The organism is Devosia crocina, from assembly GCF_900116545.1.
Lineage (GTDB): Bacteria > Pseudomonadota > Alphaproteobacteria > Rhizobiales > Devosiaceae > Devosia > Devosia crocina.
This window is the reverse complement of record NZ_FPCK01000003.1, coordinates 150383-175310: the sequence shown is the minus strand read 5'-3', so window position 1 is coordinate 175310 and position 24928 is coordinate 150383. Positions and strand designations below refer to the sequence as shown.

General features: G+C 63.3%; 23 protein-coding genes. 13 read left to right on the top strand and 10 right to left on the bottom strand.

What is annotated here, in order from left to right; all coding sequences use genetic code 11:
• Window positions 1–96 precede the first annotated feature (96 nt).
• The 5 genes from BM364_RS13960 to BM364_RS13940 all read right to left on the bottom strand — a co-directional run bounded on the left by BM364_RS13960 (window position 97) and on the right by BM364_RS13940 (window position 5563).
• On the bottom strand, window positions 97–1383 hold the full coding sequence (locus BM364_RS13960; RefSeq protein WP_092425631.1) for a type III PLP-dependent enzyme domain-containing protein: 1287 nt from the start codon (window positions 1381–1383) through the stop codon (window positions 97–99).
• Window positions 1376–2911 carry an AMP-binding protein gene (locus BM364_RS13955; RefSeq protein ID WP_092425629.1) on the bottom strand — a complete coding sequence of 512 codons (1536 nt, stop codon included), beginning with the start codon at window positions 2909–2911 and terminating at the stop codon, window positions 1376–1378. The genes BM364_RS13960 and BM364_RS13955 overlap by 8 nt, the downstream gene beginning before the upstream one ends.
• Complete coding sequence (locus BM364_RS13950; RefSeq protein WP_244542888.1) at window positions 2908–3168, bottom strand: acyl carrier protein; 261 nt, start codon at window positions 3166–3168, stop codon at window positions 2908–2910. Before BM364_RS13950 ends, BM364_RS13955 begins: the two co-directional genes overlap by 4 nt.
• A 15-nt stretch (window positions 3169–3183) precedes the next feature.
• Window positions 3184–4062 carry a hypothetical protein gene (locus tag BM364_RS13945; RefSeq protein ID WP_139232595.1) on the bottom strand — a complete coding sequence of 293 codons (879 nt, stop codon included), beginning with the start codon at window positions 4060–4062 and terminating at the stop codon, window positions 3184–3186.
• 97 nt (window positions 4063–4159) lie between these two features.
• Window positions 4160–5563, bottom strand: a complete 1404-nt coding sequence (locus tag BM364_RS13940; RefSeq protein WP_175528616.1) for an exopolysaccharide biosynthesis polyprenyl glycosylphosphotransferase — start codon at window positions 5561–5563, stop codon at window positions 4160–4162.
• 201 nt (window positions 5564–5764) lie between these two features.
• On the opposite strand from BM364_RS13940, the gene BM364_RS13935 reads away from it, so the two are divergent.
• From BM364_RS13935 to BM364_RS13910, 6 genes are all read left to right on the top strand, one after another.
• Complete coding sequence (locus BM364_RS13935; RefSeq protein ID WP_425284897.1) at window positions 5765–6445, top strand: N5-glutamine methyltransferase family protein; 681 nt, start codon at window positions 5765–5767, stop codon at window positions 6443–6445.
• A gap of 81 nt (window positions 6446–6526) precedes the next feature.
• Complete coding sequence (locus tag BM364_RS13930; RefSeq protein WP_092425621.1) at window positions 6527–7828, top strand: lipopolysaccharide biosynthesis protein; 1302 nt, start codon at window positions 6527–6529, stop codon at window positions 7826–7828.
• On the top strand, window positions 7825–8856 hold the full coding sequence (locus BM364_RS13925) for a glycosyltransferase family 2 protein (protein WP_092425620.1): 1032 nt from the start codon (window positions 7825–7827) through the stop codon (window positions 8854–8856). Before BM364_RS13930 ends, BM364_RS13925 begins: the two co-directional genes overlap by 4 nt.
• Window positions 8853–9980: a glycosyltransferase family 4 protein gene (locus BM364_RS13920; RefSeq protein WP_092425618.1), complete on the top strand. Its 1128-nt coding sequence runs from the start codon at window positions 8853–8855 to the stop codon at window positions 9978–9980. Before BM364_RS13925 ends, BM364_RS13920 begins: the two co-directional genes overlap by 4 nt.
• Window positions 9970–11133: a glycosyltransferase family 4 protein gene (locus BM364_RS13915; RefSeq protein WP_092425616.1), complete on the top strand. Its 1164-nt coding sequence runs from the start codon at window positions 9970–9972 to the stop codon at window positions 11131–11133. Before BM364_RS13920 ends, BM364_RS13915 begins: the two co-directional genes overlap by 11 nt.
• Window positions 11130–12239 (top strand): glycosyltransferase family 4 protein, encoded by a 1110-nt coding sequence (locus BM364_RS13910; RefSeq protein ID WP_092425615.1) that lies wholly within the window; start codon window positions 11130–11132, stop codon window positions 12237–12239. Before BM364_RS13915 ends, BM364_RS13910 begins: the two co-directional genes overlap by 4 nt.
• Window positions 12240–12244: 5 nt before the next feature.
• Here the strand turns inward: BM364_RS13910 and BM364_RS13905 are convergent, their stop codons facing one another.
• Genes BM364_RS13905 through BM364_RS13895 form a run of 3 tightly spaced genes read right to left on the bottom strand, consistent with a single transcriptional unit; the run spans window position 12245 to window position 15789 of the window.
• Window positions 12245–12994, bottom strand: a complete 750-nt coding sequence (locus BM364_RS13905; RefSeq protein ID WP_092425613.1) for a polysaccharide deacetylase family protein — start codon at window positions 12992–12994, stop codon at window positions 12245–12247.
• Window positions 12987–14315: an O-antigen ligase family protein gene (locus BM364_RS13900; protein WP_092425611.1), complete on the bottom strand. Its 1329-nt coding sequence runs from the start codon at window positions 14313–14315 to the stop codon at window positions 12987–12989. Before BM364_RS13900 ends, BM364_RS13905 begins: the two co-directional genes overlap by 8 nt.
• A complete protein-coding gene (locus BM364_RS13895; protein WP_092425609.1) occupies window positions 14308–15789 on the bottom strand; it encodes a GumC family protein in 1482 nt (493 codons plus the stop codon). Before BM364_RS13895 ends, BM364_RS13900 begins: the two co-directional genes overlap by 8 nt.
• A 200-nt stretch (window positions 15790–15989) precedes the next feature.
• Between BM364_RS13895 and BM364_RS13890 the strand changes: the two genes are divergently transcribed.
• From BM364_RS13890 to nadE, 4 genes are all read left to right on the top strand, one after another.
• Window positions 15990–17105: a hypothetical protein gene (locus BM364_RS13890; protein WP_092425607.1), complete on the top strand. Its 1116-nt coding sequence runs from the start codon at window positions 15990–15992 to the stop codon at window positions 17103–17105.
• A gap of 100 nt (window positions 17106–17205) precedes the next feature.
• Window positions 17206–19149 carry an asparagine synthase (glutamine-hydrolyzing) gene (asnB, locus tag BM364_RS13885; protein WP_092425605.1) on the top strand — a complete coding sequence of 648 codons (1944 nt, stop codon included), beginning with the start codon at window positions 17206–17208 and terminating at the stop codon, window positions 19147–19149.
• Between the two features lie 26 nt (window positions 19150–19175).
• Window positions 19176–19436 carry an acyl carrier protein gene (locus BM364_RS13880; protein ID WP_092425603.1) on the top strand — a complete coding sequence of 87 codons (261 nt, stop codon included), beginning with the start codon at window positions 19176–19178 and terminating at the stop codon, window positions 19434–19436.
• 86 nt (window positions 19437–19522) lie between these two features.
• Window positions 19523–20494 (top strand): NAD(+) synthase, encoded by a 972-nt coding sequence (gene nadE, locus BM364_RS13875; protein ID WP_092425601.1) that lies wholly within the window; start codon window positions 19523–19525, stop codon window positions 20492–20494.
• On the opposite strand, the gene BM364_RS13870 is transcribed toward nadE, so the two are convergent.
• A complete protein-coding gene (locus tag BM364_RS13870) occupies window positions 20491–20880 on the bottom strand; it encodes a YciI family protein (protein ID WP_092426351.1) in 390 nt (129 codons plus the stop codon). The genes nadE and BM364_RS13870 overlap by 4 nt on opposite strands.
• A gap of 54 nt (window positions 20881–20934) precedes the next feature.
• Window positions 20935–21801: an EamA family transporter gene (locus tag BM364_RS13865; RefSeq protein ID WP_244542886.1), complete on the bottom strand. Its 867-nt coding sequence runs from the start codon at window positions 21799–21801 to the stop codon at window positions 20935–20937.
• A gap of 207 nt (window positions 21802–22008) precedes the next feature.
• On the opposite strand from BM364_RS13865, the gene BM364_RS13860 reads away from it, so the two are divergent.
• The 3 genes from BM364_RS13860 to BM364_RS13850 are packed head-to-tail and all read left to right on the top strand — an operon-like array spanning window position 22009 to window position 24837.
• The gene (locus BM364_RS13860; protein WP_092425599.1) at window positions 22009–23070 is read left to right on the top strand and encodes an aldo/keto reductase; all 1062 of its coding nucleotides are present in this window, start codon (window positions 22009–22011) and stop codon (window positions 23068–23070) included.
• On the top strand, window positions 23045–23746 hold the full coding sequence (locus tag BM364_RS13855) for a fumarylacetoacetate hydrolase family protein (protein ID WP_175528615.1): 702 nt from the start codon (window positions 23045–23047) through the stop codon (window positions 23744–23746). The genes BM364_RS13860 and BM364_RS13855 overlap by 26 nt, the downstream gene beginning before the upstream one ends.
• Window positions 23746–24837, top strand: coding sequence for an ATP-dependent DNA helicase (locus tag BM364_RS13850; RefSeq protein ID WP_092425596.1), 1092 nt, complete (start codon window positions 23746–23748; stop codon window positions 24835–24837). The genes BM364_RS13855 and BM364_RS13850 overlap by 1 nt, the downstream gene beginning before the upstream one ends.
• Window positions 24838–24928 lie beyond the last annotated feature (91 nt).

Genomic DNA, 24928 nt, shown 5'->3' with positions numbered 1-24928 from the left:
GCAACGTGGTTAATTTTCCTCAAACCCTTGTGCGATTTGCAAAGCGGGATTTACGGAAATCTACCTAGGACGGGGCGCTGCGACTGGATCCTTTCGTCAGCGCTCCAACAGGTGGGCGCGCCCATCTTCCACCAGCACTTCGACGGCCGGGGGATGGCTGAGGAAATTTCCGGGGCTGGCGGTCGGGCCATAAGCCCCCGACTGGAGCACGGCAACAAGCTCACCCGCACCGAGTTCGGGCAGCATCACGTCGCGCCCCAGGGTGTCGAGCGGGGTGCAAAGCGGGCCGACAACCGTTGTCGCTACAACGGCCGCATCGTTCATGCGCGCGGGCGCAAGGATGGGATAGTTGCGCTTGATGATCTGTCCCAGATTGCCGGACGCTGCGAGATGGTGATGCATGCCGCCATCGGTGACGGCAAAACGGGTGCCGCGCGCGTTCTTGACCGCATTGATCTCGGCGACATAGATGCCGCCCGGCCCGGCGATGAAGCGGCCCGGTTCGACCACGACGCGTGCATCGGCAAGGAGCGGGTCGGCAGCCAAAAGCGCCGCCAGATCCGGCAGGCCGGCCTTGAGCGTGGCGAGGTCGAAGCTTTTTTCTCCGGCATAGTAGGGAATGCCGAGGCCACCGCCGAGATCGATGGTCTCGAGCGGACGGCCGAGGAGCCGGGCCGTTTCGGCGGCAATGCCGATGGCGTGCCGCCACTGGTCGATGAGGCCCTGAGCATCGAGGATCTGCGAGCCGCCATAGACATGGATGCCGACGAGATCGACATGGGCATGCCCGCCGATGCGCGCAATGGTTTCGGCGAGGTCTTCTTCGCAGAACCCGAAAGCGGTGGGCTTGCCGCCCATGCGCATGGCACCGGCCTGAGCCGAGGGCACGGGATTGATGCGGAGGCCCACCTTGATGGTCTTGCCCAACGCTTCCCCGATCCGGTCGACGCGCTCGGCTTCCTCGAAGCTTTCCAGGTGGATTTCGCCGATGCCTTCGCCGATCACCTCTTCGAGTTCGCGCTGGCGCTTGCCGGGACCTGCAAACAGGATCTGTTCGGGACGGGCACCCGCCGCGCGGGCCGCGCGATATTCGCCCACGGACGCGATCTCGACACCTGCACCTTCCGCAAGGAAAAGCGCGATGATCTCCCGGAGCGGATTGGCCTTGACGGAATAATGCACGGCGGCAAAGCCCGACAGCGTTTCGGCAAGAGCGCGATAGTGGCGCCGCATGACGCCACCATCATAGATGAAGGCGGGGGTGCCGAACTCTTCGGCCACGGCCCGGACACTGACGCCGCCCAGGATCAGGTCGGGACCGGAAACGGCGAAGTTTTCGTGAGCAAGGTCCATGCCATGGGGAAGCGGGGCTTTATCAAGCATCGGTCTTGCTACTCCGTTGGCGCACCAGCAGCTTATAGTCCACCTTGCCGTTGGGGGTGGTGGGAAGGGCTTCGAGCAGCTCGATGGTACGCGGCACCATATAGGTGGCAATCGTCCGGCCGAGCTCACGCAGAACAGGCTTGGTTTCGATGCCGCTGCTTTCGGACCGCAGCACGGCAAGCGCGTGAACCTTCTCGCCTGCGACCGGATCGGGCAGGCCGATCACGGCGACTTGCTGGAAGTGGCCGGTCGCCATGATTGCTTCCTCGACCTCGGTGGGACTGATGCGGTAGCCCGAGGATTTGATCATGGCGTCGTTGCGCCCGACAAAACTGAAATAGCCGTCTTCGTCCTCGACCACGAGATCGCCCGAATAACAGACCGTGTCCCCGCCTTCGAGCGGAGACAGGAACGGGTGCGGACGCAGGACCCGGGCGGTTTCCTCGGGGCGGCGCCAATAGCCGAGAGAAACCGTGGGGCCGCGATGAACCAGGATGCCCGGCTCGCCGGGCCGGGTGCGCTGCCCATCCTGGTTGACCGCGAATATCTCGCATTCGGGGATGGCGCGGCCGATGGAGGTGGGCCGCTTGTCGATCTCTTCGGGCGGCAAATAGGTGGAGCGGAACGCTTCGGTGAGGCCATACATCAGGAAGATGCGGGTCTCGCCGAGCAGATTGCGCAGGGCGCTGACGTTTTCGCTCGGCACACGGCCGCCGGAATTGGTGATGTAGCGCAGATGCGGCAGGCTGGTACTGCGCAGCAGCGGAGAGCCCTGGGTCAGGATCGCCCAGAGCGTCGGGACGCCGGCAAGGCCAGTGATCTCGTGGTCGTGCAGGGCGCGGACGATCTCGTCGCCGAAGCGGAAGGTGAAAACGACGATGCTGGCCCGCTGCTCGATGGCGGTGAGCAATTGATTGAGGCCATAATCGAAGCTGAAGGGCAGGATCGAAAGGATCCGGTCTGCACTGGTTATGCCAAGATAAGTGCGCACGATGCGCGTGCCGGCCAGCAGGTTGCGATGCGAGAGCATCACCCCCTTGGGCATGCCGGTCGAGCCCGACGTATAGAGGATGGCGCAGAGATCTTCGCCGATGGCGACATCGTGCGGCGTCGCTCCTTCCGGCTCGGTGGAGACCATGTCCTCGACATAGAGCACGCGCACGCCTTCGAGGCCGCCGAGTGCTTCGGCGAGAATGGCGTCCTGCCCCCGTGTCGAAACGACGATGCGCGCTTCGCAATCGTTGACGATATGGCGCAGTTGCGGCGCCTTGAGGAGCGCATTGACCGGAACGAAGACCCCTTGGGCCTGGCTGATGCCGAAAATGGCCCAGCATTCCTCAATGCCGCGCGGTAGGAAAATGACGGCACGGTCGCCGCGCGAAAGGCCGGCTGCGCGCAGATGCGCGGCGCAGCGCCGGGCAGCCAGGGTCAATTGCGCATGGGTGAGACGTTGCTCGCCATGGATCACGGCGTCGCTGGTGGCCTCGCCATCGAGCAGGTGATGAAGCAGATAGGGCGTGTGGTTCACCTGATATTCCGCTTAACGAATTCGACGATGTTGCCGGGAGTGCCGAGATTGCTGGGATCGAAATCGCCATCGGTCAGCTCGATGCCGTATTTCTCGCTCAGAAACATCATGAGTTCTAGAAAGCCGAGCGAGTCGAGCGCGCCGGAGTCGATCAAGGGCGTATCCAGCGTGCAGTTGTGAAGCGCGGGAAAGTTCGAGCCCAGATAGGACAGGATTTCGGTTTCGATTTCGCGTTCGGCGACGCCGTTTTCAGCCATGTTCATTCCCCTCGATCACAAATGCAAAAAGGCCATTTCGGAATAGGCGGCATCGACGCGCTCGCCCTGCCACTCGCCCTTGACCTGAACCGGTGTGTCGGTGCGCCCCGGCCAGCGGATCGGCAATTCCCCATCGGCTGTGGCTGGCAGGGTCATGGTCGGCACGCCCGAGCGCAAAAGGAAACGCCCCATGGCGCCGAGCGCAGGTTTGACCGGGCCGGGCCGGACGTGAAGAAGCCGGGCGCAAGGCAGACCGCGCCAGCGGGCGCGATTGAAGATCAATGGGCTTGTGCCCTCCGGCTCCTCGAGCACCGCGCAGAGGCAATCGAGATCGCGGTGAAAGCGCAGCATATCGCGCTGGGCCGGATCGAGATCCGCTGATGTATCCGGGCTCCAAGGGATAATGCGCGCCGTTCCCCCGAACTGCAGGGCAAGGAAAGGCACAAGACAGAAGGCGGTCGCTGAAGTGACGGTGCGAAAGCCCAGGGCGGCATTGAGCTTGGCGGCATCGTGCGATGCGGTGAGATCGGTATAGGTCAGGGTGGGATCGCTGGTCGCCATCTGCAGCATGCGTGGGGCAAGCCAGCTATATTTCTGGCGCACATACCAGCTTGAAAGATTGACGACGCACCGGCCGTCGCTGAGCCGGGCGGGCAGCGTCAGCAGCACGCCGGCGGGCTGACCGCCTGCGGTCATGATCGTGCCGAGCCCATGAAACTGATGCAGCCGCGCATAATCGGCCATGCGCAGGAGCGCATCGCGCCAGAAACCGGCCCGATGATGGGGGAAGCCCTCTTCGAGCAGGCTGACGGCTGCGCTCGAATTGGTGTCATCGATGGTCTGGAAGCTGACGGACAAAGGGGTCTGGCTCGAAAAGAGAAGGGTTAGCGACAAAGATTAGGCTGGCTTTATCTTACATGGAATGGCGCCATTCGGCCTATGAGACGGGAGAGATGGTTAAGTGGAATCGCTGGTGCTTACGGGATAGGGCTCAGTGGGCATTCTGCCGTGTGCGCGGCGAAAAGACGGTCAGAAGGATGATCCAGAGATCGAGCAGCAGCGAGCAGTTCTCCATGTAGTAGAGGTCGTGGAGCGTGCGGCCCTCGATCTTGTCCTGGGTGGAGGTGTCGCCGCGATAGCCGTTGACCTGCGCCCAGCCCGTAATGCCAGGCTTGATGCGCTGGCGCTGGGCATAGAGTTCGAATTTGCCCGAGAGTTCGTCGTCATGGGAAATGGCGTGGGGACGGGGCCCGACAAGGCTCATCTCGCCGCGCAGCACATTGATCAGCTGAGGCAGCTCGTCGATGCTGGTGCGGCGGATGAAGCGGCCGATGGGGGTGATGCGCGGATCGTTGGTCTGGGCCTGGCGCATGGCGCGGCCATCTTCCATGACGCGCATGGAGCGGAACTTGTAAATATAGAAATTGCGCCCGTTGAAGCCGCGCCGCTCCTGGCGATAAAGCGCTGCGCCCGGGCTTGTCAGGCGAATGGCAAGGGCGACGCCAAGCAGAAGCGGGGACAGCAGAACCAGGATCAGCAGCGAAAGCACGATGTCGAAGCCACGCTTGAGCAGCAGCCCGCTATCGTTGAGCGGCGTGCTCAGGACGCGCACGGAATTGACCGAGGCGAGCGGCACGATATCGACGAGATCGATCTTGCGCTCCTGCATGACCGAGCGCGGATAAAGAAGGACATTGAGCGCAAAGGGCCGGCAGGGCGCCACGATCTGGCTCAGAGCATCGAGATTATCGAGATCGCCGATCAGCAGAACATGCTGGCAGCCCTTGTCGATACACTTGCGCGCAAAGCTGGCAATGACCTCGGGCGAGGGCAGTGGCGATGACAGGCCCTGGGGCAGGATGAGGCTCGTGACCACCTGGCCGCCATGCTGCCAGATCCGGGGATCGGCGCGCAGCCTGGCGACGGCCGCAGCCTCGCCGATAATGCCAAAACGCTCCACCTGCAGCTGGCCCTGAGCCAGCATCCTGGCGAGCTGCCGATACAGCACGACGCGCAGTGCGGTCAGAAGAACCGGGGTGATGAAGAGCCAGACCCAGAAGGTGCGCCCCCAAGCCAGGTTCCAGCGCGAGGCGGCGAGCGCCACAAGGAAAGCCACGGCCGCGGCAGCGGGCCAGCTGAGGGCGGCATGAAGCGCAAAGGGCTGGCGCAGGTCGGAATAGGCAAGGAACTTGCGGGCCGCACCCGATGCGAGCACGCCATAGGTCGCGCCGGCTGCAAGCGCGGTGGCCAGCACCAGGAGCGGCTCATGTGCATAGGAAAGCATCAGGCTCAGGAGCGCGGCGACGAACCCTTCAAAGGCACCGATGCCGTTGCCCAAAGTGGCACGACTGGCCAGCCGGAAACGCCGCCGTCGCCGTGCCTCTGTCTGTGTCATCGGGATGGTCATGCTGAAACGTGTCGCCCTTATCTTACACTGGCTCTTAGCACCGGCGCATGCGGTGCGGGACTGCAAATCGCCAATGGGGTTAACAAGATCGCGGCTGTGTCCGACTATTAACTCTGATCGATGCTTTCGTTGTTTGTCCGGGAACTTACCCGCTATTGAGTGATCTAAGTGGATGAGGGGAGAACGATAGTGTTGAGCGCTGAAAACTTGCATCAATTTTTATCTATCTCTCTATTGGCCGGCCCTGGCGTTCTGGCGCCGCGCGCAGAAACCGAGCTTTTGGGGCGCACGGTTCTCGCGCTCCTTGCCGACACTGCCGAGCCGCTCGTGATCGACATGTGCTGCGGATCGGGCAATCTGGGCCTTGCCATAGCCCATGCAAGGCCGGACGCCGAAGTGCTGATGAGCGATCTTACCGATGAGACAGTGGCTCAGGCGCGAAGCAATGTGGAGCGGCTCGGTTTGGGTGCGCGGGTTCAGGTCGGGCAGGGCGATCTCTTTGCCGGGGTCGATCCATTGCTCAGGGGGCGTCGTGCCGATCTGATCGTGTGCAATCCCCCCTATATTTCGACGGGCAAGCTCGAGGGGGAAAGTGCGCATCTGCTTGAGAACGAGCCGCGCGAAGCCTTCGATGCCGGAGCCTATGGCATCGCCATTCATCAGAGGCTGATTGCGGAAGCGCCCGATTATCTCGCGCCGGATGGCCGCCTTGCCTTCGAGTTTGGCCATGGCCAGGAGCGGCAGATCTCTCTGCTTTTTCGCCGATCGGGACTTTACGCACCCGTCGAGCTGATTGCCGATGCTCTGGGGCAGCCCAGGGTCGCCCACACAAAGCTTGCGCATGTGCAGTCCGGCACAAGTGCGCATTAACTCAAATCGGCATTGGCCCGGCTGGCGCCGGACCATCCATGCCATAAGCGGCTCGACAAACCTTTGAATTGGCCAAGCGCTATGCCTGTCTTCCAGCAATTGCGAGCCCTCTTGCCTCTTGGGCTCTCCTACATCGCCTCGAGCGGCAGTCTGCTGATCTCGAGCGCGGCGCAGCTGCTGACCTTTGCCATTCTCGCGCGCTTTCTGGGCGTCGATGAATTCAGCGTCTTTATCGCCGTCACCGCTGTCAGTGCAGTTGCGATGGCCATTTGCGGGCTGGGGGGCACCGAGGCGCTGATCCGCCGCGTGGCGCGCGAGCCAAGGCTCTATCCCGATTTTCTGGGGCACAATATCCTGCTTTCGGGCGGCACGGGGCTCGTGCTGATGGCGGCCGGGCTTGCCATCCTGCCGGTGGTCTATCCGCTGGCCAGCGACGGCTGGAGCAATTTCGGGCTCTATCTGCTATTTCTGACCACCAATGTGGTTCTGGCGCGCATCACCTTTGTGGTGGAGCAGGTGTTCATTGCCCATTCCAATTTCTTTTCGGCCAATCTCAACGTGGTGCTGCTGGCGCTGAGCCGCTTGATCGCGGCAGTGCTCGCCTGCATCGTCTTTGGCGCGAACAGTCTTGCCGAATGGATCGTCTGGGCTTTCTTTGCGCAGCTGGCGGTGACGGTCTTTGCCGTGTGGTCGATCGTTCCGCTGGGGGCGCCGCGTCTGGTGCTGCGTTGGGAAGAGATGTGGAACGGCATTCTGTTTTCCACCCCATTTGTCCTGCGCACGCTGCGCGGCAATGTCGATCTGCTTTTGCTGACGGCGCTGACCAGTCCCGAAGTGGTGGCAAGCTATGCGGTGGCGCGGCGGATCGTGGACAATGCCTATCTGTCCGTCGATGCGCTCAACCGGCTCGTTTATCCCGGTTCGGCTGCGGCGACGCGGGGCGGCATCCACCAGGCCCTGGGGCGGTTCCGCAAGGTGCTTTGGGTTTCAGTGGGGCTGAGCGTGCTGACCGCGCTCGCCATCGTCGTGATCGCGCCGTTCCTGCCGCTGCTGTTCGGGGCCGAATATGTGTCGCTGCCGATCTTCTCGCAGATCCTGGCGCCCACCATCATCCTCGTTGCGATTTGGGTGACGGCCGTGGAAGCGTTAGGCTCGAGCGGCCACCATGGCCCTCGCGCGCTGATCTTTAATGGTGCTGTCACCCTAGGCGGCGGCGCCATCATCCTCGCCACCTGGCTCTACGGCATCGATGGCACGTTCGGGGCCATCTATGTCACCGAATTGCTGACCGGCATTGCCGCCTGGCTGGTGCTGATGCGGCTGGCGGAAAGCGACAGGCGTGCCGCCAAGAGTTTTCCCCTCGATCCGGTGCCATCGAAATGAGCGTTTCCGTTCTCATCAAAACCCTCAACGAGGCTGAAAACATCGCCGCCACCATCGAGAGCGTGCTCGAGGCGATCGGTCCGGACGACGAGGTGATCATTGCCGATAGTGGTTCGCGCGATGGCACGGTCGAGATCGCCGCGCGCTATCCGGTCAAGGTGGTGCAGATCGGGCCTGGCGCAGTGCCCAGTTGCGGTCTCGGCCCACAATTGGGGTTTCAGTATAGCAAGGGTCGCTATCTCTGCCTGATGGATGGGGACATGCGGCTTGACCCCGAATTCCTTGGGACGGCCAAGGCCTTCCTCGAAAGCCATCCGCAGGCCGCCGGCGTTGCCGGACGGGTCGAGGAAATGAACCTCGACAATCTCGAATTTGCCCGCCGCAAGTCGCGCGACCACCAGGACTACCATGCCGGCGCCGTGGACCGGCTGAGCGGCGGCGGGCTTTACCGGCGCAGCGCCATCGAGGCGGCCGGGCACCTCTCGGACAGGAACCTGCATGGCTACGAGGAATTCGAACTGGCCGTCCGGCTCCGCTCACAAGGCTTTACCCTCTATCGGCTCGACATCCCCTTTGTGCAGCATTTCGGCTATCGCATGAATGCCTATGCCCTGTTGCTGCGGCGCTGGCAGAGCAAATATCTGCGCGGCATCGGCGAAGTGCTGCGCGCCGCCTGGGGCAAGCCGCATTGGTTCCAGGTCGTTCGTGAGATCCGCGAACTGAAGCTTTGGGCTGCAGTCTATGCGGGCCTCGCCGGGCTGGTCCTGACCATGGTTTTGGTGCCCGACAAGCTCCTGGCGCTCGGGCTCTGCCTTGTGGCGATCGCGGCGGCCATCGGAGTGATGAGCTTCAAGCATCGCAGCCTGTCGCTCGGGGTCTATGCCGTCACAGTTTGGGTCTTCGTTGCCGCCGCCCTGCCGCTCGGTTTTTTTGCGCCGCGGCGCGATCCCGGTGAATGGATCGAGAGCCGGGTGGTGCATGAGCCTTCCGTGTCGCCGCACCTTGAAACGGAGCAAAGCCTGCCATGACCGCCCATACCGACGAGCGCGTGGTTCTCCAAGGCGCATCGCCCGCCGGCGCCAACCGGCCTTATGTGATGATCGCGGGCCTGCGCAGCATGGAGGCACAAGGGGGCATTGAAACCCATGTGCGCGAGCTGGCGCTGCGCCTGGCGCGCCGCGATGTGGATGTGGAAGTGGTTGAGCGCCTGCCCTATGCGCCGGAGCCGGGCATCCTGGGCGGCGTGCGCCGCTCTCCGCTCTGGTCGCTGCGCAGTTCCCGGCTCGAGGCCATGTCCAACACTTTTGCCGCCGTGCTCTGGGCCATCCGGCGCCGCCCCGATGTGCTCCATATTCACGGTATTGGGCCGGCCCTGATGACGCCTCTTGCCAAACTGGCGGGGCTGCGGGTCGTCGTGACCCATCACGGACGCGACTATGAACGAGAAAAATGGGGCACGTTCGCCAAGCTCGCCTTGCGGCTCGGGGAGTGGTTTGCCCTGCGCGTCGCCCACGAGGTGATCGCGGTTTCCACCTCGCTTTCGGGCGAGCTGTCACGGGCCGGTGGGCGGGTCGTCCATGGCATTCCCAATGGGGTAAAGCCAAGTGTACCGGTGGGCGAGCCGCAGCCGCCGCTCGATTTTCCTTATGTGCTGGCCGTTGGCCGGCAGGTGCCGGAAAAGCGTCATCTCGATCTGATCCGGGCCTTTGCGGCCAAGGACAGGGGCGGGCTTCACCTCGTGATTGCCGGCGGGGCGGATCATCAATCCGCCTATTCCGAGGAGTTGGCGCGCGTTGCGGCCGAGCACGGCAATATTCACCTGCTCGGTCCCCGGCCCTGGGACGAAATCCAGACCCTTTACGCCTCGGCGAGCCTCTTTGTCCTGCCCTCGAGCCATGAAGGCCTGCCCATCGTGCTGCTTGAAGCGATGTCCGCGGGGTGCCCGGTGCTGGTCAGCGATATCGCGCCGCATCTCGAGGTCGATCTGCCGGACGAATGCTATTTTCCGCTCGGCGACCTCCCAGCGCTCAGCGACAGGATCGGGGCGCTGGCTGCCCCTGAGGGCCAGCGGGTGGACTGGACGCAAAAGCTCACCCGCTACGATTGGGACGTGATCGTGGAACATACGCTGAGCGTCTACGATGTCCGCTAGTCCGCGCCGGATCGGCATTCTGATGCCCGAAATGCTGCCCATGCCGCCGGTCAAGGGCGGTGCGGTGGAATATTGGGTGCACCGGCTGGTGCAAGAATGGGAGCCGAAGGGGAGCGAACTCACCATCATCTCCCGTCCCGCCGATGTCGAGGGCGTCGGCGGCGTGCGCTATATCGGGATGAAGTGGCATTGGCACGAAAAGACTGCCGATCGGCTCAAACAGCTTGCCCACGCCGGCTCGCTGCGGCGGAGCCTCTTCAAGGCGGTTTCTTCGCTCTCCTACAGTCTGCGGGCGCAGCGGGTTGCGCGCGACTTCGACACGCTGATCATCGAGAACGATCCCGTTGCCCTGATGTTTCTGCGCAAGCGACGCGGCCAGCGCGTGGTGCTCCACATGCATAACGAGCATCTGACGGCGCGCGGGCCGGTCAGCCAATATGATCGGGCGCTTGAAAAGGCCGATCGCGTGGTGTTCGTTTCCGACTATGTGAGGGCCGAGGCAGCCGCCGCCTTTCCGCGCCATGCGGCACGCTTTGTGACCGTGCACAACGGCACGGATGCGGTGCCAGCGGTTTCCGGCACTGACGAAGCCCGGCCATTCGTGCTTTTTGCGGGGCGGCTCGTCGAGGAAAAGGGGCCACATCTTCTGCTTGAGGCGTTCACTCAGATCGCGGCGGAGTTTCCCGTTGTCGATCTCAGGATCGCCGGCTCCTCGTTTTTCGCCGATGCGCCGCGCACAGCCTATGAGGAGAAAATCCGTTCTCTGGCGGGTGCGCTTGGGGAGCGGGTGACGTTTACCGGTTTTCTCGACCGGCCTCGGCTCGAGGCGCTTTACGCCCAGGCCGAAGCGGTCGTGGTGCCGTCGGTGTGGCAGGAGCCATTTGCGCTGACCGTGGTCGAGGGCATGGCAGCCGGCAGGGCGGTGATCGCGAGCCGGGTCGGCGGCATTCCCGAGATTCTGCGACACGAGGAAACCGGGCTCCTGATCACGCCTGATGCGGCAAGCCTTGCCTCGGCCCTGCGGCGCGTTCTCGGCGATGCGGGCTTGCGGCAGCGCTTGGGGCAAGCGGCGCGCGCCGAGGTGGAACAGCGCTTCAGCTGGGACCGCGTCATCCGTGAGTTCAGCACTGCGGTCGAGGGTGACGGCGCGTGATCGTTCTGGTTTATCCGCAGCTTGCGGGCGTTGGCGGGATCGCCCGCTACATCGAATCTTTTCTCGCTAACCTGCCCCACGATCCGGGCCGGGATGTTCTCGTGCTCCATGGCGGGGGCGATGTGCGGATCGCCTCGGGCGCCGGTTTCAGGCTCCAGCACGTGCCCATGCCCAAGGGGCGGCTGGGTCTGCTGAGCTGGAGCCTTCGGGTGCGGCGCTTGCTTAGCGAGATGGCGCGCGATGAACAGGTAGAGCTCGTCAATCTCCACGTGCCGCCATTGATCCCGTTGCTTGCCATACCGCGCGGGGTCAAGCTGGCGGTTACCGCCCATACGACCTATCTGGGCATGTCCGGGCAGTTCTACCCAAAGACGCTTTTCCCCTCCTCTTACGGCCGGGCGTCTCTTGGGATCAAGATGATGATGGAAAGGGCGCTGTTCCGCCGCGCCGACCACATCATCACCCTGACCGAGCAGGGCCGGAGCGAACTCGAGCATTACCGGGCCGGCGGCCGCATCAGCATCATCCCCAATGGGGTGGACCTCTCGGCTTTTTCCAGCGAGGCGGGAGCGGCCGATAAGGATATCGACGTCATCTTCCCGGGCCGGATCGAGCCGCGCAAGGGCGGACGGTCCCTGCCGCTGATCATCGAACGCCTCGTCGAGCGCGATCCCGCCATCCGTATCGCCGTTGTCGGCTATGGACCGGACGAGGAGGGGGTGGCCGCGCTTGCAAAGCGCCTGCCGGACAACCTGATCTTTACCGGCGCGGTGCCGTTCAGCGACATGGTGTCCTGGCTTGCGCGGTCGCGACTCTATGCCTCCGCTTCGTTTTACGAGGGACTGCCGGGCACCTGTGTCGAGGCCATGGCCATGGCGCTGCCGCCTGTTGTCTGGGACATGCAGTTTTACGAGGGTCTTGTGGAAGACGGGGTCAATGGTTTTCAGGTCGAGCCAGGCGCTGTCGATGCATTTGCCGAGGCGGTCGTTGCGGCACTCGGCTCGGGCAAGCTCGGACAGCTGGGGGAGGCGGCCAAGGCAAGGGTTGCGCTGCGCTACGACTGGACCCGGATCGCGCCCGAAATCGTGACCGCTTTGCGCGGCTGAGCCGTTCAGGCAGCGGCAGCGAAGCGGTCGAGCGCCTGATCTATCGTTAGAATGGTGCAGCCGCTGTCGCGCGCATGCCGCACAAGCGCCTCGAAGCTTTGCGGTGTGCAACCATAGGGGGTTGGCGTTTCTGCGAGGTCGTGGCCGAAAAAGATCAGCCAGCCGGGCGCCCTGACCAGTTCATCGATGACCGCATGCAACTGGCCCACGCTGGTCTCGGGTTGCTGAAGGGGGAAGCTGCGCAGATAAGTGCGGTCGGTCGGCCCGCGATTGATGCCGGTGACGCCGCCCCGGGCAGAACGGAAGCGCTGGGACAGTGCGGGACGATGCCGGAGCGCGGCCGAATTATAGGGATAGGCGAAGTTGCGGGGGGCGGGACCCGGCACGATTTCGGCCAATGCCTCCCTGTTTCTGTCGAGATCCCTCGTCAGCTCGCGGCGCGAGAGATCGCGCAGATTGCCATGGGCAAAGGTGTGGCAGCCGATCTCGTGTCCGCGCCGGGCGAGTTCCCGGCAGCCCTCCGCCCCGATCAGGCGCCGGTCGGCTTCCTCGCGGCCAAGAAGACCGGCGGCGATATAGAATGTACCGCGTGCCTCGTGGGCTTCGAGAATCCGGGCTCCGGCACTCAGTGCCGTGTCAGGCACGTCGTCGAAGGTGAAGCTGACGATGGGAGTGCCGGTGCCCACAGTGATTTGCGGGCCCGGCAGGCGCTTGAGGAGCTGATTGGCGATGCGGTGGGCGAGCGCATCAAGCATGGCGTGCTTCCAAAAAGGCGGACGGTTGCCGATACCGCGCCGGGACCAATTGTGCCGAGCTTTGCAGGCGCAATCCAAAAACCGAAACCAGCAGGCAGAACCACAAGGCGCCTCCGCCTTGAAAGTAGATCGTTTCGAGGCAGGACAGCAGGACCGCATAGAGCCAGATGCGCATGAATAGCCGCGTCAGGGCGGGGTTATTGTCCGATTGCTGTGCCCGCCCATAGTCGCGCAGGGGCAAGAAGATCAGCCAGATCAGCGTCAGCAAGAGCCCCGGCAGGCCGAGCTCGACCACCGTGTCGATATAGGCATTGTGGCCGTTGAAGGCCGCTGCGGCCCAGGTTTCGACGGTGCTGCCGCTATAAACAAGATTGTCAGTCTGCCAGAACGACTGCAATCCGTGACCGAGGATTGGACGCTCGGATATCGCCTCGAAGGCGAAGCGCCAGATATCGGCGCGGTCGCTGAACGTGGCGTCGACCCCAAGACCTCTGACCCAGTCCCGGATCGGTTCGGAGACGGCCGATCCGACCGCAAGGAGATTGAAGCTGCCCAAGCCACCCAGAATGACAGGGTAGCGCAGGGCGGGGAAGCGCTCGATAATCCAGCCGAGGATCAGGATGGCCGGCAGGACTAGTGTCGAGGTTTTGCCTCCGGTCTGTGACAGAAAGAATGCAGCCAGAACAACGATGGCCCAGCCGGCAAGGCGCGACCAGCTCCTGGCGATGAAAAGTCCGAAGATGACCGCAAGCACCATTGCGGCAGCAGCGCTGTTTTTGTGGCTGAAGAGCCCCCGCCAAAGCCCGGCATGCATGGGCTCGCGGATTTCGCTGGCCTGATGGATGGCGAGCGTGGGCCTGAAGGCGACGCCGAAATAGCACATGGCGAGCATGGCAAAGAGGACGATCGCCGAAAGACGCGCAAAATCCTCCACCGTGCGGGGGAGCACAAGCACAATCGCGGCATTGCACACGATCATCATCACCAGAATCGTTCGCTTGATCGCGAGGTCAGGATGAAGCGCAGTGGCCGAGGTGAAGATGGCCCAGAGAAGGATCAGTGCCAAAATCCAGACGTGGCCGAGGATGCTGACGCCGCGGCGATGCGTCAGGAAGAACAACGTCAGACTGCCGAACAGCAGTATCGCGACGAGCTGGTTAAGCGCGTTGGAATTGCCGGCGACGGGATCGACCGCGGCTGCGCCGGTCAGGTCGACAAAGGGGGTCAGGGTGATCCAGTAGAAGGTAAAGACGGCCAAAAACAGGACGTGACCGAGCGTGCTGGTCGCTTCGCTTCCGCCCTGCTGTCTGGCCTCAGGCATGGACCAACCGCGACCTTCTTTCCAGGTAGAGCCGCCTCAGACCCAGACCGAAGGCCAGCATGATGCCCGCCATCGCCCCGGCGAAAAAGCCGGCACCGATCAGCATCAGGGTCCGGGGTGGATAGCTGCGGCTGATGGGGGGGACGGCGGGGGAGATAACCCGCACATTGTTGGTGCTCAATTCGCTGCGCTCGGCGATTTCCTGAGCGCGGTCGAGATAGGCTTCGTAGATCGTGACCTTGGAGGCCGCGGTCCGTTCGAGCTGGCGCAGTTCGAGCTGGGCCTGGTCGTCGGTGAACACCGCGCCCATCTGGGTGGTCGCGGCCTGGTTGAGCTGATCGAGGAGGCGCTGGGCGCGCTCGAGATCCTGCCGCGCCGCCTGGACGATGCGGCTGGTTTCTTGGTTGATCTCTTCCTGAAGCGTGGCGAGCTGGGCGCGGGCCGTAGTCAGGCTCGGATGGCGCGGGCCGAGGGTGATGGCAAGCGAATCCACTTGCTGACGCGTGGTCGCATATTGGGTGCGCATATTGGCAAGAACCGTGGATTCCTGCGCTGCGGCAGCGATGACCCCGCCTTGCTGGCCGCCGGCGGTCAGGGCACTGTAACGGGCCTCGGCATCGAAAAGCGCTTCGCGAGCGGCTGCGATCTGGCCGTTGAGCTGCACGGCGGACTGCGTGCTCAGCTGATCCGTGCCCACGATCTGCAGGCCATTGTCGCGGCGATAATCGGCGACGGCGGCTTCGGCCTGTTCGGCGTCACGGCGCAGCTCGTCGAGCCGCAGGCCCAGCGCACTCGAAGCGCTGCGCGCCCCATCGGCTTCGGCTTCGGCAAGTTCGGCAAGAAAGGCGCTCACGAGGGCCCGGGTGAGAATGGCGGATTGTTCGGGACTATGGGCCCAGACCGAGGCGGTGACGATATAGGAGCGTTCTTCGCGGCGGATGCGGATGCGCTCGGACAGCGCCCTGATCGCGGCGGTGTTGCGGTCTTCCTCTATGCCGCTCCCGCCCGAGAGAAACAGGCTCGAGAGCGAAAAGCCAGGTGCCATCAGATCGGCATTGTTGGTCAGATCAAGATCGCGCACGACGCGGGCCAGCACATTGGTGGAGCCGAGGACGCGCATCTTGCTTTCGACCTCGAGCAGCTGCGCATCGCCCTGGACATTGCTGGCATAAAGATCGTCGGCCACGATCTGCAGGCTGCTGGGATTGAGCAGGATATCGGAATAGCTGGTATAGCGCGGCGGGATCAGCATGCCGGCAGCAAGCCCTGCCAGAGCGCCAAGCATGGCGACGGCAAGAATGCCGATCCAGAACCGGCGCAGCCAGCCCATCAGAAGAGCCGGGGTGATGCTGTTGATCAGACCGGCAATGGTCAGGGCAGACTTGCGGCGCTCGGGACCCCGATAGACGTGCGCGGTCTCACCCCCGGAGGAGGCGGGCGGAGCAGTGTTGTCGGGCTGGAGCGGCTTATACATAGATTGCTGCTGTTCTCGGCGTTCAACTGCAATCTATACGGACGAGGCCCCAAGATCAGCGCCTTTCAGGCCGTGTAGTTAAGAAGATGTTCGTTAACCTCTCCGGGAGTGATCCTGCTTGAACGCTTCAGCTTATGCTAGGCAGCGCCGTTGAACGCATGTCTGTTTGCCGGGCCTGACGGTGTCTACGGAGTTTGACTATGGGCGAAATTCGGGCCCTTGAACGCGCCGATCTGCAAGAGGTGGCGGATCTGCTGGTGCGCGTGTTCCAGAAGCGCGACGCCACGGCCAGCGCGGAAATGCGGGATTATCTGGGCACGATATCGCTCGATCTGCCGGACAGGCATCCGGACATCACCTGCCTTGTTTACGCCGGCAGCGATGGCGCAATCCTGGGATTTCTGGGCGCCTATACCCAGCGCATGCAGTTGGGCGACCAGCAACTGATCGCCGCGATCGGGCATTCCTTGGCCGTCAGTCCGGACCTCTCCGACCCCACGGCGGGCGCCCGGCTTTGCCGCAGGCTATTTCAGGGTGCGCAGGACCTGACCATCAGCGACCGCGCCAATCCGGTGAGCACGGGTCTTTGGCGCAGCCTGGGAGGCGACGTGCTGCCCTTTTATAGTCTGGACTGGCGACGGGTGTTGCGCCCTGTCGAAGCGGCGAGCCACAGGCTGCGGCGGCGCCTCGGTCTCCTCCGGCCCAGCCTGCCGCTTGCGCGGACAGGTGACCGGCTGCTGGCGCAACTGGCCGCAAGCCGGGGTCAGCCGCTCTTGCCGCAGCCCGAACTGCCCCTCAAGCCGCGGGGCATGCACCGGCGCGATGCCGACCGGGGCGGCATGATGGAGGCCCTGCGCGCACTTGCAGGAGAAGATGCCTTGCACCCGATCTGGTCCGATGCGGGTCTCGAGCTTCAGCTTGACCATGCACTCCAGAAGAAGGATTTCGGCGAGCCGGTGCAGCAGGTGGTCACGGATGCGGGCGGGCGGTTCGCCGGGGCCTATATCTATCATCTGGCTCCCATGGGGGAGGCCGCGGTGCTGCAGGTGTTTTCGCGGCGTGCTCTGGCCGGTCAGGTGCTCGATCATCTGCTTGTCGACGCCTTGGAGCGCGGCGCAGTCGCTATTGGGGGGCGTGCGCAGCCACGATTGATCGAGCCGCTGATGGAGCGCGGTGCCGTTTTTTCGAGCGTGGCGCGTTGCGTGTTCACCGCAAGGGACCCTCTGGTGCTCAAGGCGGCGCGGGAGGGCGATGCCATGCTGGGCGGGCTTGTAGGCGAGGCCTGGCCGCGTCTTCACGGCGACCGGCTGCAATAGGAGTCCCGCGTTAACAACGTTTTAAGATAATGCCGGCCCCGCCGCGCCGATCCCCGCGCAACGCGTTATTATGATGCCATTGCGACTTGCTGAGACGGCCATGTGCGGGCTTGTAGGATATAAAGCGGAGGGCTTTTCCCCGGAGACGGGACGAGGCTATCTCCATGACATGACCGACGCCATTTCCCATCGCGGACCCGATGCCGAGGGGCACTGGTGCCAGGAGGGTATAGGTATGGGCCATCGCCGCCTGTCCATTGTCGGGCTCGAGGACGGGCAGCAGCCCATGGGGCTCGAGGACCTGGTGCTGGTGTTCAATGGCGAGATCTTCAATTTCGTGGAGTTGCGGGCCGAGCTCGAGGCGCGGGGGCGGCGGTTTCGCACTGGCAGCGATACCGAGGTCATCCTGCATCTTTACGCCGAACACGGCACCGGGGCGATCGAGCGGCTCAATGGCGATTTCGCCTTTGCCCTTTGGGACGGAGCGCGGCGGCGTCTTGTTTTAGCGAGGGACCGCGCTGGCGTGCGGCCGCTCTTTTATGCTCAGCGCGCCGAAGGGCTATTTTTCGCGTCCGAAATCAAGGCCCTCCTGGCCGTGCCGGGGATCGAGGCTGCGCTCGATCCGTTCGCGCTCGACGAGATTTTCACACTCTGGGCGCCGCTGGCGCCGCGCAGCGGCTTCAAGGACATTTTTGAACTTCCGCCGGGCCATTTCATGGTGGTTGGAGGCGAGGTTGCCCGGCTCGAACGATATTGGGATTTCGAGTTTCCCGATATGAGCGAAGGCTATGACACGCGAAACGAGGTCGCTCTCGCCGAAGAGGTATTGGCCGTCCTCGATGATGCCACGCGCATTCGCATGCGGGCCGATGTGCCGGTGGGCGCCTATCTTTCGGGCGGGCTCGACTCGGCCATTACCGCCGCACTGGCGAGGCGCCACACGCCTCAGCAGCTTTCGACCTTTTCGGTGGGATTCGAGAGCGCCGAACATGACGAAACCGCTTTCCAGGCCGTGATGGCCGAGGCGCTGGGGACGGGGCATGCCGCCATCTCCTGCAGCAATGATGACATTGCGCGGGTTTTCCCCGAGGTGATCGCCCATACCGAGCGGCCCATCGTGCGCACGGCGCCGGCGCCGCTTTATCTGCTTTCAGGGCTCGTTCAGGATCGGGGCATCAAGGTCGTGCTGACCGGGGAGGGCGCCGACGAAGTCTTTGCCGGCTATGATCTTTTCAAGGAAGACAAGGTCCGCCGCTTCGCCGCGCGCCAGCCTGGCTCAACGCGCCGGCCGCTGCTGTTCAAGCGGCTCTACCCCTATCTGCCGGGTCTCCAGAACCAGTCGGCCGACTATCTCACCGCGTTTTTCGGGGTCACACCCGAGCTTTTGAGCGATCCCCTGGCCTCGCACCGCCCGCGCTTCCGCTCGACCGCGGCGGCCAAGGTGTTTTTCTCCGGAGATCTGCGGGCGCAATTGCAGGGCTACGACGCCGCCGCTGCGCTTGCCGAAACGCTGCCGGCACGCTTCGCGCGCTGGCATCCCCAGCATCAGGCGCAATATCTTGAAAGCCGGTACCTTCTGCCAGGCTATATCCTTGCCTCGCAGGGGGACCGGATGGCCATGGCGCATGGCGTCGAAGGACGCTTTCCATTTCTCGATCACCGCGTGATGGCGCTGGCCTCGCTTCTGCCGCCGCGCATGACCCTCAAGGGTCTGGTCGAAAAGCACATCCTGCGCCGGGCGACCGCCCATCTCCTGCCGCCCAGCATCGGGTCGCGCACCAAGCAACCCTATCGGGCGCCCGACAGCCAGGCTTTCGCGACCTCGAAAAAGCGGGACTATGTCAACGAACTGCTTGCACCCGCGGCCGTTGCGGAGACGGGCCTCTTCAACCCGCAGGCCGTGGCCAAGCTCGTGGCCAAAGCCGGCGAAACCGGCGTCGAGGGCTTTCGCGACAACACCGCTTATGTCGGCATTCTCTCAACCCAGATCTGGCACCGGAAATTTTCCGCGGGCCGCACCAGCGCCGCCGTGGCGGCGGAATAACCTCCTTTCTTCTGTCAGGACCAATCATGAGCGATATCAAGACTACTATCCGCGACTTCATCATCGACAACTTCCTCTTTGGCGATACGAGCCAGGCGATCGAGGATGACACGTCGCTGATCGACAATGGCTATGTGGATTCGACCGGCGTGCTCGAACTGGTGTTCCACATCGAGCAGAGCTTCGGCATCAAGGTGGCCGATAACGAGATCGTCCCGGCCAATCTCGACAGCGTCGGCGCCATCGCCGCCTATGTCGAAAACAAGCAGCGCAGCGCTGCCGCCTGAAGTGTGAGATCCGCATCGGCATGACCACCAGCAAGACTGGCAAGGTCAGCCGACGCCTTGCCGCCGAAAGCCTGGAGAAAGCCTGAATGAGCGGATTTTCGCTTGAGAGCCTCGTGATCGATGCCGAGGCCGAAGTGGCGCGCATCACCGCTGCCATGCGCAACCAGTTGCGCAGCGACCTCAGGCGCCGGGGGCTGGTGCTCGGATTGTCGGGGGGCATCGATTCAAGCGTCTGCGCGGCGCTGGCGGTAAAGGCTGTCGGGCCAGAGCGAGTCTTCGGTCTTTTCATGCCCGAAAACGACTCCGATCCCGAAAGCCTGGCGCTTGGCCGGTCGGTCGCCGAAACCTTTGGCTTTGCCGCTGAAGTTGAAGACATCGGCCCCGCGCTCGCTGCCATGGGGTGCTACGATCGGCGCGACACCTTCATCCGCACGCTCGTGCCCGACTATGGCACCGATTGGTCCTGCAAGGTGGTGATCGCCGACCCGCTCGCTGGCGCCGGCTTTGCCGTTTCCTCGCTCGTCGTCCAGGCGCCAACAGGCGAAACAGAGAAGATCCGTCTCACCGCCGAAGCCTATCAGGGCATCATCGCTGCAACCAATATGAAGCAGCGTACCCGTAAGCAGATGGAATATTATCACGCGGACCGGCTCAACTATGCCGTCATAGGAACGCCGAACCTCCTGGAATACGACCAGGGCTTCTTCGTCAAAAATGGCGACGGCGCGGCCGATCTCAAGCCCATCGCTCATCTTTACAAGTCCCAGGTCTATCAACTTGCGGCCCATCTCGGCGTGCCCGAGAACATCTGCGTGAGACCCCCCACCACCGACACCTGGTCGATGGCGCAGAGCCAGGAAGAGTTCTACTTCTCCCTACCCTATGACCGCATGGATCTCTGCCTTTATGGGCTCAACGAGGGTGTGCCGCGTGATGATGTGGCCGCTGCTGCCGGGCTTTCGCTCGAGCAGCTCGACGCGGTCTGGGCCGACATCGCCCGCAAGCGGGTGGCGACACGCTATCTCAGCCTGCCACCCTTGCTCGTGAGCGCGCCTTAGCTCACCCCGGCAGCGTCGGCGAGAGCGCTCGGCAGATAGACGCGGAGCGGGCGGATTTCATAGGACCCGACACCGGGATTGGCGATCGCCAGTTCCTTGGCGAAATCGACGGCCTGATCGATGGTCTCGCAATCGGCGACATAAAAGCCAAGGAACTGTTCCTTGGTTTCGGCAAAGGGACCGTCGAAAACGACCGGCTCGCCGCTGGTCTTGCGCAGTGTCTTGGCTTCGGTCGTGTTCTGGAGCCGCACCACAGGACCGAGACGGCCATTGGCGCGCATGGGCTCCTGCACTGCGCCGAGCCGGGCCATGCACTCGGCATCTTCCTCTGCGGTCCAGGCCGATACGGCCTTTTCGTCATTATAGCACAGAACGGCATAAAGCATGGTGCACCTCACTCCTGTGGGCAGCACTATGCGCATCATGGCGGCAAAATCCAGTCACCCGGAGGAAGGATTTTTGGGTCGGGCAATCGTCATGGTCGCCCCGATCGAAGCCAGAACGATGGCCGACATGCCAGCGATCTGGCCGGCGCTGAGCACTTCACCAAGCACCACCAACCCCGACAGGGCGGCAAAGGCGGGCTGCCCGCTCATCAGGATGCCGAACAGCCGGGCGGGAACATGGGGCAGGGCCACCATGTCGAGGGCGTATGGAATGGCGCTCGAAAGAAGCGCCACGGCGAGACCCAGGGGCAGGATCGCTGGATCAAACAGCAACGGCCCGGCGCTGACCAGACCAAAGGGCAGCGCGATGACGGCAGCCGTCGCGACACCGAGGGCCGCGATATGCGGGCCACCGCCCGTGCCGGCGCGCTGACCGAAGATGATATATCCCGCCCAGCAGGCGCCGGCGCAAAGGGCGAGGAAAACGCCAAGCGGGGAAATGTCTCCCGATACCCCGGTCCAGGGCAGGAGAAGAGCAAAGCCGGCAAGGGCGAGGGCGATCCAGGCGAAATCGAGCGGCCGTCGAGCGCCAAACAGCGCCACTGCGAGCGGGCCGGTGAACTCAAGCGCCACCGCAATGCCAAGCGGAATGTGTTCCAGCGCGGCATAAAAGAAGAGGTTCATCGCCCCCATGACGCCGCCGTACATAAGAACGGCGCGCCATTGCTTCCGCTCAAGCCTATGGCGCCAGGGGCGAAACACCAAGACCAGCACCAGCGCTGCCAGTGTTAGCCGCAGGGCTGTCGCCCCATTGGCCCCGACAAGCGGAAACAGCAGTTTGGCGAAGCTGGCGCCGGTTTGTGTAAAGATCATGCCAATGACGACGAGCAGGATCGGGAGGGCAAGACTGGAGAAGCGCAAGGCATGGGCTTTCGGAAGCGTTGCGCGTCTCTAGCAGCGTTTGAAAGTCCGGCACAGTCCCGCCGAAGGCCATCTTTCCCTCCAAGAGAAAAGTCGGCGGCGACGCCAGCGGGCGAGAGGGCCTTTTTGGCAATATCGTCCGGCAGCGATTGACCCGACTGCTTTTGCCCTTTAGCCCTCTTGGGCGGAACAAAGGAGGAATGCTCGATGGAATATCGCTATCTCGGCCGGTCCGGTCTCAAGGTTTCGGTGCTGACCATGGGCACAATGACGTTCGGGGGCAATGAACGGATCGGCAATACCAGCGCGGCCGATGCGGCGCGGCAGGTCGATCTGTGCCTTGATGCCGGCATCAATCTTTACGACACGGCCAATGTCTACAATGCCGGGGTTTCCGAAGAAATCCTTGGCGATATCCTCAAAGAGAACGGTCGGCGGCAAAAGGCGCTCGTCGCCACCAAGGTCCGGTTCAAGATGGGCTCGGGCCCGAACGAAACCGGCCTCTCGCGTCACCATATCATCGAGCAATGCAAGGCGAGCCTCAAGCGGCTCAAGACCGATGTCATCGATCTCTATCAGGTTCATGAGTGGGATGGGATGACCCCGATCGAAGAGACGATGGAGGCGCTCGATACCCTCGTCCGCCACGGTCACGTGCGCTATATCGGCTGCTCGAACTATTCGGGCTGGCATATCATGAAAGCCTTGATGGCGGCCGATCGGCGCCAGAGCGAGCGCTTCGTTTCCCAGCAGATCCATTATTCGCTCCATAGCCGGGACGCCGAATACGAACTGGTGCCGATCGGGCAGGACCAGGGTCTGGGCGTTCTTGTCTGGTCCCCGCTGGCCGGCGGATTGCTGTCGGGCAAATATCGGCGCGACACCGAGCCGGAAAGCGGCCGTCATGTCGGCGGGTTCCGCGAACCGCCGGTCTATGACTGGGACAAGCTTTATGGGGTGATCGACGAGATCGTCGCCATCGCCGAAGCAAGGGGCGTATCGGGCGCGCAGGTAGCGCTCGCCTGGCTCCTTGGCCGGCCAGGTGTCACCTCGGTCATCATCGGGGGCCGCAATGAAAAGCAGTTCCGCGACAATCTGGCTGCGGCCGATCTGGTGCTGAGCTTCGAGGAGCGGGAACGCCTTGACGCGGCCAGCCGTCCGCCACTGCTCTACCCCTATTGGCACCAGTCCTTTTCTGCGCAGGATCGGTTGAGCAAAACCGATCTCGACCTTATCGGCCCCTATGCCCAGGAGTTTTCGCGTGGCTGACTTTTTGTTCGAACCACACGCGCCGGTCTCGATCCCCATTGCGCGCGGCGGGCTTTATGCCGTGCGCCGCGTTTATTGCGTGGGCCGTAACTATGCCGAGCATATAAGAGAAATGGGCAATGACGAGCGCGAGCCGCCGTTCTTTTTTGCCAAGCCCGCGGACGCGGTCGTCGTCGGCGGTGTCGCCATTCCCTATCCGCCGCAGACCGCCGACTTTCACCATGAGGTGGAACTGGTCGTCGCCATCGGCAAGGACGGAACGGACATTGCCGTCGCCGACGCGCTCGAGCATGTTTATGGCTATGCCTGCGGCCTCGACATGACGCGCCGCGACCTCCAGGCCATCGCCAAGAAAGCCGGCCGTCCGTGGGAGATGGCAAAGGGGTTCGACTATTCCGCCCCAATCGGCACCATCGAGCCGGCGAGCGCCATCGGTCATCCGGAAAAAGGCGCGATCACGCTCTCGGTCAACGGAGAGGAGCGTCAGCGTGGCGATCTCTCGGACCAGATCTGGAGCGTGGCTGAAACCATCGCCTATCTCAGCAGCCTCGTGACGCTCAAGGCGGGCGACATCATCATGACCGGCACCCCGGCCGGGGTCGGTGCGGTCGGGCGCGGTGACATCATCGAGGGCGAGATCGCGGGCGTCGGCATCGTCAAGACGGTGATCGGCTGATGGCTCCGGTCTGGTCGGGCCAGCAGGACGCCGCGCTGATTGCGGTGTCCAAATGGCTCAAGGACAAAAACGGACCGCAGGTCTTTCGCCTGTTCGGCTGGGCCGGCACCGGCAAGTCGACGCTTGCCGTGCATCTGGCGCAGGACATCCGTTCGGTCAAATACGCCGCTTTCACCGGCAAGGCCGCACTCGTCATGCGCAAGCGCGGCTGCAAGGGCGCCCAGACCATCCATTCGCTCATCTACACGCTCGTCTCGGAGAAAGAGGGCGAGCCGCGCTTCGTGCTCGATCCGGAAAGCCCGGCTGCGGATGCGGATCTGATCGTCATCGACGAAGTTTCGATGGTGGACGAACAGCTTGGCGCCGACCTCCTCTCCTTCGGGGTCAAGGTTCTGGTGCTGGGCGACCCCTTCCAGCTGCCCCCAGTGCAGGGAGCGGGGTTTTTCACCACCGAAGAGCCCGACATCATGCTCACCGAAATCCACCGGCAGGCGGCGGACAACCCGATCATCCAGCTTTCGATGGCGGTGCGCGAGGGCGGCTCTCTCGATCATGGCCGCTATGGCGAAAGCATCGTCGTGGGACGCGACAAGGTGGATCGGGATGCCGTGCTCGAAGCCGACCAGGTCTTGGTGGGCCGCAACAAGACGCGCCTGACCTATAATGACCGGCTGCGCGAATTGAAGGGCCTGCCCTTTCACGAGCCGGTTGTGGGCGACCGCATGGTGTGCCTCCGCAACAATCCGCGAAAGAAACTGCTCAACGGACAGATCTGGATCGCGACCGACGTGACGCGCCGCTCGAACGGGAAATGGTCGCTGCTCCTCGCCGATGACGAAGGCAAGGGCGAAGCGCGCGTCCTGACCCACAAGGCGTTTTTCTCGGGCGAGGAAGAAAGCATGAGCTGGCCAGAGCGCCGCCAGTTCGACGAATTCACCTTCGGCTATTGCCTGACGGTCCACAAGGCGCAGGGCAGCCAATGGGACAATGTCTATCTCTTCGACGAGAGTTTCGTCTTTCGCGAGGAGCGGGCGCGCTGGCTTTATACCGGCATCACACGGGCAGCCGAGCGCATCACCATTGTCAGCTGAAGCCACAGTTCAGCCCGGTTTGTCCCGTTGTTGGGAAAGAGGTTGGTCCCTCGAGGCAAAGGATTGATCTTGCGGGGTCTTTCCGTCTTGC

Excerpts from the sequence above, each read along its gene's own strand:
- BM364_RS13860 (WP_092425599.1), top strand. The coding sequence starts at position 22,009 with ATGGAATATCGCTATCTCGGCCGGTCCGGTCTCAAGGTTTCGGTGCTG.
- BM364_RS13880 (WP_092425603.1), top strand. The coding sequence starts at position 19,176 with ATGAGCGATATCAAGACTACTATCCGCGACTTCATCATCGACAACTTC.
- BM364_RS13905 (WP_092425613.1), bottom strand. The coding sequence starts at position 12,994 with ATGCTTGATGCGCTCGCCCACCGCATCGCCAATCAGCTCCTCAAGCGC.
- asnB (WP_092425605.1), top strand. The coding sequence starts at position 17,206 with ATGTGCGGGCTTGTAGGATATAAAGCGGAGGGCTTTTCCCCGGAGACG.
- BM364_RS13895 (WP_092425609.1), bottom strand. The coding sequence starts at position 15,789 with ATGTATAAGCCGCTCCAGCCCGACAACACTGCTCCGCCCGCCTCCTCC.
- BM364_RS13855 (WP_175528615.1), top strand. The coding sequence starts at position 23,045 with ATGCCCAGGAGTTTTCGCGTGGCTGACTTTTTGTTCGAACCACACGCG.
- BM364_RS13920 (WP_092425618.1), top strand. The coding sequence starts at position 8,853 with ATGACCGCCCATACCGACGAGCGCGTGGTTCTCCAAGGCGCATCGCCC.
- BM364_RS13850 (WP_092425596.1), top strand. The coding sequence starts at position 23,746 with ATGGCTCCGGTCTGGTCGGGCCAGCAGGACGCCGCGCTGATTGCGGTG.
- BM364_RS13900 (WP_092425611.1), bottom strand. The coding sequence starts at position 14,315 with ATGCCTGAGGCCAGACAGCAGGGCGGAAGCGAAGCGACCAGCACGCTC.
- nadE (WP_092425601.1), top strand. The coding sequence starts at position 19,523 with ATGAGCGGATTTTCGCTTGAGAGCCTCGTGATCGATGCCGAGGCCGAA.
- BM364_RS13915 (WP_092425616.1), top strand. The coding sequence starts at position 9,970 with ATGTCCGCTAGTCCGCGCCGGATCGGCATTCTGATGCCCGAAATGCTG.
- BM364_RS13950 (WP_244542888.1), bottom strand. The coding sequence starts at position 3,168 with ATGGCTGAAAACGGCGTCGCCGAACGCGAAATCGAAACCGAAATCCTG.
- BM364_RS13940 (WP_175528616.1), bottom strand. The coding sequence starts at position 5,563 with ATGACACAGACAGAGGCACGGCGACGGCGGCGTTTCCGGCTGGCCAGT.
- BM364_RS13925 (WP_092425620.1), top strand. The coding sequence starts at position 7,825 with ATGAGCGTTTCCGTTCTCATCAAAACCCTCAACGAGGCTGAAAACATC.
- BM364_RS13890 (WP_092425607.1), top strand. The coding sequence starts at position 15,990 with ATGGGCGAAATTCGGGCCCTTGAACGCGCCGATCTGCAAGAGGTGGCG.
- BM364_RS13960 (WP_092425631.1), bottom strand. The coding sequence starts at position 1,383 with ATGCTTGATAAAGCCCCGCTTCCCCATGGCATGGACCTTGCTCACGAA.
- BM364_RS13870 (WP_092426351.1), bottom strand. The coding sequence starts at position 20,880 with ATGCTTTATGCCGTTCTGTGCTATAATGACGAAAAGGCCGTATCGGCC.
- BM364_RS13930 (WP_092425621.1), top strand. The coding sequence starts at position 6,527 with ATGCCTGTCTTCCAGCAATTGCGAGCCCTCTTGCCTCTTGGGCTCTCC.